The organism is Chitinophaga sp., from assembly GCF_039596455.1.
In the GTDB taxonomy this organism is placed as follows: Bacteria; Bacteroidota; Bacteroidia; order Chitinophagales; family Chitinophagaceae; genus Chitinophaga.
Genome location: NZ_JBCNJR010000010.1, coordinates 1 through 13,384, shown reverse-complemented (window position 1 = coordinate 13,384; position 13,384 = coordinate 1). Strand labels below are relative to the sequence as shown.

The following is a 13,384-nucleotide window of genomic DNA, read 5'->3' as shown; positions in this document are numbered from 1 at the left end:
TTCTATCTTATAAGAACAACTGGAAATGCCTAACCGTTATTCCTCCCGGAAAAATTCCTTACCGGGCCAGCTGCTTTTTTGCCGAATCCGCCGTGACCACCACAGCTCCTGCCAGCATGATGAGGTCTTTGATCACCAGCCTGCCCGCGGCGGATAAATAAGGAAAGCCATGGTGCGCGTCTCCCAGGGCCGGCACCCACGTTTCCGGAGTGGTAACCAGGAAAGACAAGGTGCCTATGCCCATAATAAATGTCAAGGTACCCCCGGCCACACCAAAAAGCGGATGCACCCTGTTCAGGAGCAGCAGCAGGCCCATGGTAACCAGCAGGGCGCCCAGGCCGTAAGCGTAGCCGTAGGTATTGTTTTCCCGGTGCCAGGCCTTGTTTTCCGGCACCAGCTCCCCTTCCTTGTTACGGTGCTCCCGGTATTGCTCCGGGTTGTGGTAGAAGAAACGCATGAACGGGCTGTTAGCCACAAAAGGCGTGATGCCTTCCGCTTCATAGGGCACTACCTTCAGGGCGCCTATCCAGATGAGGATAACGGAAATAGCTATACGCAGGAAACGGATGCCGGCGCCCTCCAGCCGGCTGATGGCTTGCAGAATTCTCATGCTGCAAAACTATTGCACTGCGTGGCGGCAGGGAATGGAGGATGTTCGCCAATACCCGGACAAATAGGTCATATCCTTAAAACTTGCAGCAAAACTAATATTCTTGTTGTTGATACGGCCTCGTAAAGTCTGTCCTTTATAATTTCCTGCCTGGAGAGTAGTACCGGATTTTCCGACATACACAACATCCATCCTCCCCTTAGCCAATCGTACAACGTAAAAAATACCTGGTAAATCAGGAACTGATTCGCTAACAATGCTTATTTATCTGCTTTTCTAAAAAAGAAATGTCCTTGCTGAGAATGTTCTAAACCTGAAAACATTGATATTTTTTTTATTTTCAAATATATACTTTCTATGAGGTTAAGATAACCACTCCTACGTTCTCCCTGAACTCCCTCGGAGAAACGCCCGTATATTTCCTGAACAGCCGGCTGAAATAGAATGGATCGGAAAAGCCTATATTCGCGGCTATTTCCTTGACACTCAGGTTGGAAAAGTGAAGCGCCCGTTTGGCTTCCTGCACAATGCGCTCCGCAATGAGCGCAGAAGGGGTCTTAGAAAGATATTTTCCCGTAAGCCGGGACAGTGTTTTAACTGAAATATGCAGTGCCGCCGCGTAATCTGCGGGCTTATGCCATTCGGAGAAATGACCTTCTATCAACTGGTGCAGCTGCTGCAATTGCGGCCCCGCGGCAGCCGGCAACCGGTTGCCTTCATCCTGCATCTGGCGGAGCTTGAGGCGGGTCGCTATGATCAACAGAATTTTAAGATGCGCTATCACCATATCATGCCGGGCAATATCTTCCTTCCGCTGCATATCGTCTCCCAGCAGGCGCAGGTAATTTTTGACGGCCGCATCGTTCTCATCGTCCAGCAGTACAAAAGGCGGGGCGTATACATTGTTGAACAACACGCCGTTGCAGGCCACTTCGTGCCGGTGCTGCTCTATACAATAAAAATCGCCGTGGAAGTAAAGCAGCTCACCCCGGAATGCGGCAGACGAGCGCAGCGCATATTGCTGGTACGGTGTAAAGAAAAACAAGGCAGGCCCCTGCACAGTGTACACGGCCAGGTCTGTTTTGCACTCAAAAGTACCCGCCGGCACCTTTACCAGCGCATACATCGGCCTTCGTTCCCAGGCCGTATGCTGGTCTATAACACGAAGCTCCGCCAACGGTTCCCTGCTGTTTTCCCGGCTGATGATGTAAGATGGCTGCATGCCGGTAAAGATAACATTTAGCTGGCAACACCAATGGCGCTGTAGCAAACAGGATAATTCCTTCCATAACAACAAAAATTGCACACGAGAAAAAGATAACTTTCAATGATATGCAACCCTCTTACAACTTCCTCGCGCACCTCATTTACCTGCCTGTAGTGATTGTGCTCACCTGGGCGGACGCGGCTGGCGGAAGCGGCCACACCACTGAATGCCTGACAATTAAAAGCTCCCCGGCCCAACCGGGGAGTTTTTTTAATGCCATGGGCAACAAATTCCACAGGCCCATAGCTGTTTACCTCCCTCCCACGGCTGTTCTGCATGGCATGATTCTTTCGATCTTCTTCATTCCACCAATCTTGTTTCTTATGCAGGCCGGTCACTATTCAAGAAGAGCGTTCATACAACAGTTGTCCCTCAACGCGGGACTGGCTTTTATGACGCTTGACAATCTCGCCATGTTCTCTCCCGTTGAAGAAAACGCCACGGCCCCGCGTGCCAGCGGCACGTCTATTCCGCGCAAGCTGGGCATTGCGCTGGTAGGTCTCGGCAAATATGCCGCCGGCCAGCTGGCGCCCGCTCTTCAGGAAACGCAGGCCTGCTACCTGGCCGGCATTGTTACCGGTACACCGGAAAAGGCGCGTGACTGGAAAGCGAAATACAACATACCTGATGCTAACATATACAACTACGATACTTTCGACAACATCCGCAATAATACAGACATTGATATTGTGTACGTGGTATTGCCCAACGCCATGCATGCGGAATACGTGATACGCGCTGCCCGCGCGGGCAAGCATGTGATCTGCGAAAAGCCCATGGCCGTTACCGTGGAAGATTGCGACCGCATGATCGCAGCGTGCAAGGAAGCCGGCAAAATGTTATCTATCGGCTACCGCCTTCACTTTGAGCCGCATAACCTGCAAATGAAACAGCTGGGACAGAACAAGGTATACGGCGCGCTAAAAAAAATAAAGGCAGATAACGGCATGGGAGATGCAGAAGGCTGGCGGCTGGATAAGAAACTGGCCGGCGGCGGCCCCTTGATGGACGTAGGCATCTATTGCGTACAGGGCGCGCGTTACACCAGTGGTATGGAGCCCATAGCCGTTACCGCCAAAGAAGGGCCTAAAACAGACCCAGCCAAATTTGCCAGTGTAGAACAGTCTCTCACCTGGCAAATGGAATTTCCCGGCGGGCTCACCGCGGAGTGCCGCAGCTCCTATTCAGAAGAAATGAACCTGCTGCGCGCGGAAGCTGAGCAGGGCTGGTTTGAGCTGTCTCCCGCCTTCCCTTACTCCGGCATCAAAGGCCGTACCTCAGACGGCCCTATGGACCTGCCGCAGGTGAACCAGCAGGCCCGGCAAATGGACGATTTCGCCATTGCCGTCAGCACAGACCGCCCCACCCCGGTACCCGGTGAAATGGGCCGGCAGGATGTGAAGATCCTCCAGGCTATTTATAAGGCCATGGAAACCGGGCAGCGGGTGGAGATATAACGGCTATGCCAGATTGACTTCCATCACATCATTGGCCGTTATAACAGCCTTCTGCTTCAGCGTGAGCAGCACCTGCCTGCCGTTCTGCCTCAACACCGCGCTCACCTTCTTCCCGTTCAGCGTTACTGCCGCGCTTTTGAAAGTGCGGCCGTTTATGGCTTCAAAAGAAAGAGACTGCAGCATCAGCTTGCCGTAGGCCATGCTGATCTGATGACGCTGGCCGCCGGCTACCTGCTGCTGGCTGTAAGTGCCCCAGCCTTCCGCCGTGGTAAAGGCCGCCCGGAAATTTTCCGGTTGTATGCGGGGCGCGAAACCGAGCTTTCCTTTAGGCCCGTGATACGTGTAGCCGCAAGCGTTAATATAGGTGCCGTATGAAGCCATGGCGCGGGCGTAGTGGTCACTGCATTCTATTTCATTGAAGGGATTGCGTTTGGCGGCGTGGTAACGGTCATGAATAACACGCGTCATCACCAGGCTTTCATCTACCATGCCTTCCGCCATCATATGTGCGGCCACCTGGTGCTCAAAGCCGCTCATGCATTCATGGAAGTAGCCGAGCTGCCAGGTGACGTCTTCGCCGTAAGGCTTTGCTTCATTTTTCGGGTTGGTGTTCATGATCATGCCGCCTTCTCCGGCCAGCGCATAAGGGCGGCCACCGGTGTGTGTTTTGATATACGGGCCCACATCCATGGTGAAATTGTACTGCCAGAGCGCTTTCAGCGCAGCCTTCGTTTTTTCTTCATCCAGCATGCGCGGCAGCCCCACCTGGAAAGCCCAGCTCTGGCCATACACCTGGTCTATGTGGCAGGTGTTGTACGAGCCCAGCTTTTTCCTGCCTGTGAGGGCATCCGGTTTATGAATAAAGTATTCCCCGTTGAACAATTGTGTCTCCATGTTTTTGCGGCCTTTCTCCACGTAGCCGCTGCAAGCTTTTGCAAAAGCCCTGTCTCCCATTTCCGTGGCCATTTCAGCGGCGGCGCTGGCCGCGGCAATGCAGAGGCCAACAATCCAGGCTATCTCTCCTTCCCATACCGCGTCTAGCGTATTTTCCATGGGGGTGTCCGTCATCCCGTCACCGTTCTTGTCCTGCTCCAGCATAAACTGCACCGCCTTTTTGATGCTGGGCCAGTTGACGGTGAGGAAACGGTTATCTGCGCTCATCTGGTGCTCCCGGTAAAAGCGCAGGATGGTGCCCGCCTGCCCGTCAATAGCAGGCCTGTTTTCATTTTCCGCCCGGAAAATGATAGCCCCGCTGTCTGGCCTGAAACCCGCGCCCAGGTCTACCCGCTGGCGGAGGTCCCGCTCCAGCGCGGGAAAAATACGCGCCATGCTCTGGGCGTATTGCCATACGTGCGTACAGGTGCCCGCGCAGGCCCCCACCCCCTCCCAGGCCCAGAAGCGGCCGCTGGCAAAGCGGTAAGTATTGGCCGTGGCCAGTGTGCCGATATTGACAAAAGTGCGTTCCAGGAACCAGTGCGGCAACGTGGAGCTGTTCCAGGTTTGCTGCCATAGTTCCGTGGTGTTAACAAGGTATTGCAGATTGCCGGCTACATGCTGGTTCACCTCCAACGCATTTTTAAAGCGCTTTCCGTACCAGTAGCCGCCCTCTGCATCTTTCACCAGCTTTTTCAGTTTGGGATGCGGGTTGTTGAAGTGCCATGCCACGGAATAATCTGCCTTGAATGTTTGACCCGCGGCCACAAGCCCCTGGCAAATGAGACCGCCTACCTGCTTTTCACCCCCATCTGTTTCCGCAACACCGGCCGCCGCAGCGGCCTCAAAGCTGGCCGCTGTTACCGGCCATGGTTTCAGCGCGTTCAGCGCGCGGGCGCCGGCCTGGTGGCAGCAGAGAGACATGCTGCCGGCGTCTTGCGACGTAGTCAGTGCCGCATCTGTAGCAGCAAAATCAAAGTACAGCGAGGTGGCCGCCTTGCCAGTGGTCACACTGCAGCGCTTTTTACCATTACCACTTTTGGCCGTGAGTTTGTTGGCCCCGTTCTCCAGCCAGCCCAGCAGGGAAACGTCTACCGCCTCACCCGTGAGATTGATGACCGCTACGCGGAGAATGGTGGCTGGCAGGCTTGAACTGTCTTCATCCAGCGGGATGAACGGAGCGTAAGCGTGCAGCTGCACGCTCACCGGGAAGTTGGCGGCAGTGTAGGTAACCGTGGCGCAGGGATAGGCCGGCTCAAACCTGATCTCGTCCCAATGGTCTTCATTCAGCTCTTTGATATATTTCGTTCCCCCTTTTATCACCTGCACGGCAAACCCCTGCTCCAGCACACGCTTATTGCCCGCAATGGCAGGCTCTACATACGCAGCGCCGTCCCTGGGCCGTATTTTGCGCTGCTGGGTGCCATCATGCCAGAACACCAGTTTAGGATCAATGCCTTCGTGAACAGGCTCCATGCTTTCATTGTAGATCTGCCAGAGCCACAAGCGCCCGTCTCCCCCCAAATACACGGTACCGCTGTGCAGGCCGCCGGCAGGCATGCCGATGTAACGCAGCTCATTGCGGCTTTTGAGATAAGCGGTGGCTTCCCCTCTTTCGCGGAGGGAACGCAGCCAGGCGGGGGCTATCCTCTTGTTTGCGGGAATATTGTGTTCCGGGTAACCCGGCGGTCTTGTAAAGGCGCCCCATACCGGCAGCTCCGCTGCCAGCAGGCCGAACCCTAACAGGCCTGAGTTCTTCAGAAAATTTCTTCGCTGCATTGTTTGGTTGTATTGGTTGAGTAGCTACGTTGCGTACGCATATTACGTGCTTTGGCCGGGGGGCGCTGGCAGTTTTTTACCGTTTCGTAGGTGTTTTTTCACCCGCTTTTCCCGGCAATCGATTGTTTTAGGTACCTGCCGGAACAATATACACAAACTTGCTTGTGAAGCCGTGTTATTTACACCACTTCAGTGTCAATGCGGTCATTTACCTGCATACTCTGATATACTCAGCCTTTCCTTTGCCGCTGCCTTTGTTGATACTTGTGCATACTTCGGTACAACTATATACCCGTGCCGTATCCGTTCCGTATCTGTCACGTATCCGTTCCGTACCTGTTCCGCGTCTATTTAAGATACGGCACAGGTATGGAACAGAGAGGAAAAAATCAGGAAAACGATGCAGCATCTGCTAAATATTTGCTAAATTCAGCATACAGAATAGATACCGTGAGGAACGGATATTGTTAACTTCAAACCGAATACACCATGGCATTTCTTGACGGGCCCTTTAACTTCAGGGGCAGACTGGGCAATCTTGTTGCCTATCAGCAAAAAGACACGGGGAAAACAATCATTCAGCGCAAAGGCGGCCCCACCAAAAAAATGATCAAAAACCTGCCGCAGTATGAGCGGACCAGGTTGCTCAACAGCGAATTTTCCGCCTGTTCCCAGGCATCATCGGCTATCCGGGATGCATGTTATCCGATGGACTGGCTGGCAGACCGCAGCCTTGCCGGGAGGCTCACCGCCTTCTGTAAAAAACTGCAGGACAGAGATCCGGAAAACGGCCTGGGCGAGCGCGGCGTATATTTTTCCCATCACGGGCATTTGCTCACAGGTTTCAACTTCAATAAACACGTATTGTTTGACAGCGTTGTGAAAAACCCTATTTCGTTTACCCATCACCGTGATAATACCGCTGCTACGGTGACACTCCCGGAGCTGATCCCTGATCTCAACCTGAGCCTGCCCTGGACGTATCCTTTCTACCAGCTCATACTATCGTTGGGCGTGGTAACAGACATTGCACATACCAACCAGGGCTTTCATCATTATGACAGGGATGAGATGCATGTTGTAGCCCGGGCGGAAACGGAGTGGCAGCATGCAGAAAAGGCATTTGCGGGGCAGACGTTTGAGTTGCAGCTGGCCGCCAAAAGGCCTTTGGAAGAATATCATACCATGGTGCTTGCCGTTGGTTTTCAGATGGGCGCGCCACATCCTGACTATGGCATCTGGCGGGCTCAAAATGCGGGCTGCGGCAAAATACTGCACATAGGCTAGCCTCATTTGGCAATACGCCGGATATGGCTTTATTTGCACTCCATAAAGCCATCAGTATGGAAATAGGTATCAGCACATTTGGAGAAGTGCATCCCGAACGGGTAGCCGGCGGGGCCAGGGAATCTTATGCCCGCATGCAGGAACTGCTGGAAGAGGCCAAGCTGGCCGACGCCACAGGCCTTGACGTATTTGCGCTGGGCGAGCACCACCGGCCTGATTTTATCATTTCCTCCCCGGAGGTTGTGCTGGGCGCCATTGCGGCCGTTACCCAACGTATCCGCCTTTCCAGCTCCGTTACCGTGCTCAGTTCTGCAGACCCGGTGACGGTGTTCCAGCAATTTGCCGAACTGGACCTGCTTTCCGGTGGGCGGGCGGAGATACTGGCAGGCCGGGGTTCCTTTACAGAATCGTTCCCGCTTTTCGGTTACAGCCTCAATGACTACAACGAGCTGTTCGTGGAGAAGCTGGACCTGCTGATGCATATCAACCAGCATGAAATAGTGAACTGGCAAGGCCGCTTCCGCCCGGCCATCCGCAACCTGGGCGTATACCCACGCCCGTTACAGCCTTCCCTGCCTATCTGGCTGGCAGTAGGCGGCACGCCCAGTTCCGCGGTCAGGGCGGGCAAGCTGAACCTGCCCATGACGCTGGCCATCCTGGGCGGCAGGCCTTCTCAATATGTACCCTTCATCCAGCTATACCGCAAATCTGCCCTGGAAGCGGGGCACGACCCTGCAAAGCTGCAGCTGGGCATCAACTCCCAGTTCCACCTGGCCGAAGATTCAGATCAGGCGGCAGACGATTTTTATCCTTCTTATGAAAAACTGATGAACCGCGTAGGCAAGGAAAGAGGCTGGTCTCCCATGACCCGTGAACAGTTCGAGTTCATGCGCCTGCCAGACGGGCCGCTGTTTGTAGGCAATGTGAAAGAGATCACAGACAAGATCATTTACCAGCACGGCCTGTTCGGGCACACGCGCTTCCTGGCCCAGCTCGTGAAAGGCAGTATTGCACAGGAAAAAGTGATGAAGTCCATAGCGCTGCTGGGCGCCAAAGTGGCGCCTGCGGTGAAAGAAGCGCTCAGCAGCCGGTGAGCGCATATGACAATACATACCGCATCCGTTCCGCCACGCTGCTTTTCGGCAATATTTCCAGCCGGTAGCCTAATCCGGAATACGTTTCCTGCATCATATCAAAGGTGCGTACCGCTTCTTCAAAAGACTGCTTCCGCTCGCGGTCATTTTCATATATCTCCTTCCAGGGCGGCGTCATGAATGCCAGCGGGTTGTAACGCAACTCCCGGCAAGCGGCTGCTACATCAGGCGGCACAGGCAATCCGCACAACGCCAGGTAACCCTGTACGTCAGGTATGCCCCGGTCAAAAAACACCGGTTGCCCCGATGGCCGCTGTGCCTCATAATCCGCTACAGATTGCCGGAACATCAGCCTTGCAAAAGCGCTTTGGTCCGCCCATGGCAGCGCATTGCCGCCGGTGGCCGCCTGGTGCTGAATAATGGCCCTGCCGGTTTCCGGTATGCAGGTGTAGCCTTGCTGCTGCAGGGCGTCCAATAAAGATGTTTTTCCCATTCCCGGCCCACCGGTAATGATGAAATAATTTGTTTTGAGCATGATGTGGATGTTGTGAAAGGCGCCCGAAAAGGGCGAGGGTGAAGTGGTGTAAAGGTAGGGATTTTTTTCGTCCTGTCACCATTTGTGACCAGCGGTTTGAATATCTCTCCCCGAAAACCTAATTTTCCCCTCAATTCATTACTCACTTAGTTACCACGTTATGAAAATGAACATCTTTATGGCGGCCGCGCTGCTTGCGGCGGCCGTGGCGCATGCGCAAGCTCCGCCGCACCGGAGCCAATGGGTGCATGCAGACGCAAAGGGCAAGCTCGTTTACAAAACACTGGCCGCGGGAGACAGGATACTCGACTTTTCCTATGCCGGCTATGGCGGCGGAGGCGTTGCCCTTCCCTCTCCTGCCGTGAAGATCACGCTTGGCCCGGTGGCGGGAGACAATACGGCCGCCATTCAAAAAGCAATTGACGAGATCTCCGCCATGCCGTTGGTAAACGGCTTCCGCGGCGCGCTGCTGCTCAAACCCGGCACTTACTCCTGCGAAGGAACGCTTGCCATCAAGGCCAGCGGCGTGGCGATACGCGGCAGCGGCTCAGGTGCGGGCGGCACTGTGCTCCACCTCACCGGCAAGCCGCATGCGGCCGTGATGATCGGCGGCAGGACCACTACCACTCCCATCGGAACGCCCACACATGTTACAGATGCCTATGTACCGGCAGGCACCTACTCGTTTCACCTGGCATCCGTAAAAGGACTTTCACCGGGAGATACCATCAGCATCTCCAAACCCGTTACACCCGCCTGGGTAAAGTTTATGGGCATGGACGGGCTTACCCGCAACGGCAAAAAACAGACCTGGCTGACGGGAGACATTACTGCCACCCGCGTAGTTCGCCACATCAGCGGCAACAAAGTAACGGTAGACCTGCCGCTGACAGACAGTTATGACGCCGCTTATCTTGGCCCGCAAGGCGTAACGGTCACCAAAGTATCTACCTCCGGCGCCATCAGGAACACAGGTATTGAAAACTTCCGCATCGCCTGCGCCGCACAATCTGTTACCATCAATGAAGGCCATCACCGCGCCTTTTATATGCGGGGCGTAACAGACGGCTGGGCGTCTGATATTGAAGTGTTCAACACCGTTAACAGCATCGGCATATCAGATGCATCCCGCATTACGGTAAACCGGGTGAGCATCATGCACGAAGTACCCACCATCGGCGCGGCCAAACCGGCAGACTTCAGCGGCAACGGCTCCCAGTTGCTCTTCAACCGCTGCTCGGTGCAGGGGGATAATGTATTCTTCTTTGCAACAGGGGCCAAAGTAACCGGGCCTATTGTTTTGCTGAACTGCACCTTCCGCGGCAATGGCTGGATACAGCCGCATCAGCGCTGGGCTACCGGCGTGCTCACAGACAACTGCCAGGTGCCGGACGGCGGCATTGATTTTATGAACCGCGGCATCATGGGCTCAGGGCACGGCTGGTCTGTAGGATGGGCCGTAGCCTGGAACTGCAGGGCCAAATCTTTCCTGAACCAGCAGCCTCCAGGCGCCGTTAACTGGGTGATAGGCAGCGAAGGAGAAAGGACCCGCCGGGCCATTCCTTTCGATACCATTCCCTACCTGCCGGAAGGTACTTACGATGCGCATGGCACACCGGTACAACCGGCCAGCCTTTACCTGGCGCAACTGGAAGAAAGGCTGGGTGAAAAGGCGTTGAGGAATATCGGGTATTAGCGTGCAGCAGATAAACGGAGGCTGCATCCGGCATTGGATGCAGCCCGTCTTGTTCGTAGAAGAACAGTTTTTTTAAAAAAAGAGGAAATTATTTTGACGGCTCGTTGTAAATGCTTAATTTTGTTGCAACAGAACTCGCCACGCTACCCGTAAGATCAGCGTCCCACGGCGAGGCTTTTTTTTATACATTGTTTCTATGGTTGACCCATTCAAAAAACCAGCCACTTCCATAACGGAACAGATAGCGCTGTTGCAACAGCGTGGCCTCACTATCAATGATCATGCTTCCCTGGAATATCATTTAACCCATGTTGGATATTACCGGCTGGCGGGCTACTGGCAGGTGCTGCAGAATGACCCTGTTAAGCACACATTCATTCCCGGTACCGCTTTTGAAAATGTCGTAGAGCTATACAATTTTGATCGTGAATTGAGGCTTTTATTAACTGATGCCATCGAAAGAATAGAAGTATCTCTCCGTTCCCTGATAGTGAATACAATGTGTTGGGCTTACGGTCCCACATGGTACAGCGACCCCCACCATGCAGAACATGCAAAACGGTATGATGAGAACATCCGGTCAATCAATGCAGAGCTGGAAAGATCTTCAGAAGACTTTGTTGCACATCACAACCGGAAGTATGGGAAAAGCGAGCATCCACCTGCCTGGAAAACTATGCAAGTGCTAAGCTTCGGAACGCTTTCCAAAGTTTTCAGCAACATTCGCAATAATCTTCCGGAGAAAAAGACAATTGCACAAAAGCTGGGGCTTCCAACATATACCTGGCTTGAGAGCTGGATGGTAGTCATTTCTGTACTGCGAAACTACTGCGCGCATCATTGCAGGATATGTTACCGGAAGTTTAATTTCCCTCCAAAGGAATTAATACGAAGCAAATTTCCATGGATTAAAAACTACCCGACCGGCATATTGAAAGAACACCTTTATTTTCAGTTATGCGTGGTGAAGTACATTTTAGATCGATGCGCTCCTTACAATCGTTTCAGCAGTCAGCTAAAGCAGTTGATCACAAAATACCCATCTGTTTCTACCGGAAGGATGGGATTTGTCCCTGAATGGGAGAAGGAAGACCTCTGGCAATAGCAGCGCCCGGAGCCGGTGAAATGACGGCCCCGGACGCACTCTCATCAAAACTTCAATATCCCTCTCACCGTTATATCCGTTCCATCCGTTACATGTAAAAAGTACAGATCGTTCCGCAATGAGGTGAGGTTCAGCGTAATTTCCGTGCCTGACTGCCCCTCCGGTATTACCGCGTACGCCACCTGGTTGCCGGCACGGTCAAATACCCTGAAGGTATAAGTAAGCTGCTTCTTGCTTTCAAGCCGCACTGTTACCGGGCCGCGTGTGGGGTTCGGATATACTGTAATGTCTACCGGATCTTTAATAACGCCGGGGCCCAGCACCAGTATGTTTTGATCTGCCATGGCGGTATCATAGTTCTCATTACCGGTTTGTGTGGCCCTTACCGTTATCAGGCCTTCGCTGGTGAGCCTGATGCTGTTGCCGGTAATGATGCCGCTGCCTGAAACAACTGAATAGCTGACGGGCAGGCCGGTAGATGCGGTGGCATTCAGGGTTACGGTCTGGTGTTTCAGGCGGGGCGCAATAACCGGGAAGGTGATGGTTTGCGGGGCTTTGCGGACAGTGATGGCAATTTCAGCGGATGCGGGGAAGTACTGCTCATTGCCTGCCTGCGTGGCGCGTACTGTAATGGTGCCGCCGCCGGTGAATACCAGTGTGGAATCTACAAACATGCCGGGACCGCTGACCACTTCCATTTGCACCGGCAGGCCGGCGGAGCTGCTTGCCAGCAGTTCAAAGGGCTCGTCTCCGTAAGTGATCTCCGGCACTTCGTTAAATGAAATGGTTTGATGCCGCCGCTCCCACAGCTCCCATTCGGAGAACTGCGTGCCGGTGTGGCCGTTGTTGGCGGTGATCTGCAGGCGGTAATACTGGTAGGCGGTAGTATTGGTATCCAGCGGGAAGCTGCGGGTGAGGCGGCGGCTGGCGAAGGACTGGTTCAGCTGGCTGTCCAGCACGGCCCAGGTAACGCCGTCTGCCGAGCCGAGCAACTTCCAGTCCTTGGGGTCACGTTCAGGCACGTCGTTGCCGGAGGTGATGGTGTAACGGCTGAGGATGGCGGGGCGGGGCGATATGTATTCCACCCACAGCGCCCTGCGGCCGCTGATGTAGTACTTGGTGGTGATGAGGTTATCTATCAGGCTGGGATAATTTTCCGCGGGTTTGCTGGTGTTGGCATACTGCGCGGAAATAATACCGCCGTTGTCTGTAATGTCGAAAGACTGCAGGGTATCCTCCCCGAAGAAAGGCACCCTGGGCTCTGCGGCAATGCGCAAGGCCTGGGCACGGAGGCTGTCCCACAAGGTGCCGGCGCGCTGTGCCGCGGTGGCAATGTTATCAACGGCAGCGGCGCCCAGCCTTTCTTCCAGCTGCGCCAGGTAAAGGCTGCGGGGCATTACATGAGCGCCCCAGCTTTCCCAGTAACCGTTGCCATTGCGTGTTCTGCCAATATTCCCGATACCCCAGTTGCGGCCGCCGATGGGGCTTTCCACCTTTATATCACTCTGGTAGGAATACACGTTCCAGAACAGGGTTTGCACCCCGGCCCAGCCGTGGCCGGTGCCGGAGGCGCCGCGGTTCTGCACGCGTATCTGTCCGCCGTACACGTTATGGTACGGCG

At 54.3% G+C, this 13,384-nt stretch carries 10 protein-coding genes; 5 read left to right on the top strand and 5 right to left on the bottom strand.

Features of this window, described 5'->3' with window-relative positions; translation table 11 throughout:
* Nucleotides 1–58 precede the first annotated feature (58 nt).
* Nucleotides 59–610, bottom strand: coding sequence for a reactive chlorine resistance membrane protein RclC (gene rclC / locus ABDW36_RS23315; RefSeq protein WP_343704344.1), 552 nt, complete (start codon nucleotides 608–610; stop codon nucleotides 59–61).
* 355 nt (nucleotides 611–965) lie between these two features.
* The gene (locus ABDW36_RS23310) at nucleotides 966–1,832 is read right to left on the bottom strand and encodes an AraC family transcriptional regulator (RefSeq protein ID WP_343704343.1); all 867 of its coding nucleotides are present in this window, start codon (nucleotides 1,830–1,832) and stop codon (nucleotides 966–968) included.
* A gap of 110 nt (nucleotides 1,833–1,942) precedes the next feature.
* Between ABDW36_RS23310 and ABDW36_RS23305 the strand changes: the two genes are divergently transcribed.
* Nucleotides 1,943–3,334: a Gfo/Idh/MocA family oxidoreductase gene (locus ABDW36_RS23305; RefSeq protein ID WP_343704342.1), complete on the top strand. Its 1,392-nt coding sequence runs from the start codon at nucleotides 1,943–1,945 to the stop codon at nucleotides 3,332–3,334.
* 3 nt (nucleotides 3,335–3,337) lie between these two features.
* Here ABDW36_RS23305 and ABDW36_RS23300 read toward each other — a convergent pair whose 3' ends face one another.
* On the bottom strand, nucleotides 3,338–6,046 hold the full coding sequence (locus ABDW36_RS23300) for a GH116 family glycosyl hydrolase (RefSeq protein ID WP_343704341.1): 2,709 nt from the start codon (nucleotides 6,044–6,046) through the stop codon (nucleotides 3,338–3,340).
* A 489-nt stretch (nucleotides 6,047–6,535) separates the two neighbouring features.
* On the opposite strand from ABDW36_RS23300, the gene ABDW36_RS23295 reads away from it, so the two are divergent.
* A complete protein-coding gene (locus ABDW36_RS23295) occupies nucleotides 6,536–7,333 on the top strand; it encodes a hypothetical protein (protein WP_343704340.1) in 798 nt (265 codons plus the stop codon).
* Nucleotides 7,334–7,356: 23 nt separating this feature from the next.
* Nucleotides 7,357–8,427 carry an LLM class flavin-dependent oxidoreductase gene (locus tag ABDW36_RS23290; RefSeq protein WP_343704339.1) on the top strand — a complete coding sequence of 357 codons (1,071 nt, stop codon included), beginning with the start codon at nucleotides 7,357–7,359 and terminating at the stop codon, nucleotides 8,425–8,427.
* On the opposite strand, the gene ABDW36_RS23285 is transcribed toward ABDW36_RS23290, so the two are convergent.
* Nucleotides 8,414–8,962: an AAA family ATPase gene (locus ABDW36_RS23285; protein WP_343704338.1), complete on the bottom strand. Its 549-nt coding sequence runs from the start codon at nucleotides 8,960–8,962 to the stop codon at nucleotides 8,414–8,416. The two genes, ABDW36_RS23290 and ABDW36_RS23285, sit on opposite strands and share 14 nt — an antisense overlap.
* 160 nt (nucleotides 8,963–9,122) lie before the next feature.
* Between ABDW36_RS23285 and ABDW36_RS23280 the strand changes: the two genes are divergently transcribed.
* Both ABDW36_RS23280 and ABDW36_RS23275 read left to right on the top strand, forming a co-directional pair.
* Nucleotides 9,123–10,658: a hypothetical protein gene (locus ABDW36_RS23280; protein ID WP_343704337.1), complete on the top strand. Its 1,536-nt coding sequence runs from the start codon at nucleotides 9,123–9,125 to the stop codon at nucleotides 10,656–10,658.
* Nucleotides 10,659–10,854: 196 nt separating this feature from the next.
* A complete protein-coding gene (locus tag ABDW36_RS23275) occupies nucleotides 10,855–11,763 on the top strand; it encodes an Abi family protein (protein ID WP_343704336.1) in 909 nt (302 codons plus the stop codon).
* 44 nt (nucleotides 11,764–11,807) lie between these two features.
* On the opposite strand, the gene ABDW36_RS23270 is transcribed toward ABDW36_RS23275, so the two are convergent.
* A partial coding sequence (locus ABDW36_RS23270; RefSeq protein ID WP_343704335.1) for a T9SS type A sorting domain-containing protein occupies nucleotides 11,808–13,384 on the bottom strand: 1,577 nt, incomplete at its 5' end.

Coding starts and splice junctions, on each gene's coding strand:
- rclC (WP_343704344.1), bottom strand. CDS start 610: ATGAGAATTCTGCAAGCCATCAGCCGGCTGGAGGGCGCCGGCATCCGT.
- ABDW36_RS23310 (WP_343704343.1), bottom strand. CDS start 1,832: ATGCAGCCATCTTACATCATCAGCCGGGAAAACAGCAGGGAACCGTTG.
- ABDW36_RS23305 (WP_343704342.1), top strand. CDS start 1,943: ATGCAACCCTCTTACAACTTCCTCGCGCACCTCATTTACCTGCCTGTA.
- ABDW36_RS23300 (WP_343704341.1), bottom strand. CDS start 6,046: ATGCAGCGAAGAAATTTTCTGAAGAACTCAGGCCTGTTAGGGTTCGGC.
- ABDW36_RS23295 (WP_343704340.1), top strand. CDS start 6,536: ATGGCATTTCTTGACGGGCCCTTTAACTTCAGGGGCAGACTGGGCAAT.
- ABDW36_RS23290 (WP_343704339.1), top strand. CDS start 7,357: ATGGCTTTATTTGCACTCCATAAAGCCATCAGTATGGAAATAGGTATC.
- ABDW36_RS23285 (WP_343704338.1), bottom strand. CDS start 8,962: ATGCTCAAAACAAATTATTTCATCATTACCGGTGGGCCGGGAATGGGA.
- ABDW36_RS23280 (WP_343704337.1), top strand. CDS start 9,123: ATGAAAATGAACATCTTTATGGCGGCCGCGCTGCTTGCGGCGGCCGTG.
- ABDW36_RS23275 (WP_343704336.1), top strand. CDS start 10,855: ATGGTTGACCCATTCAAAAAACCAGCCACTTCCATAACGGAACAGATA.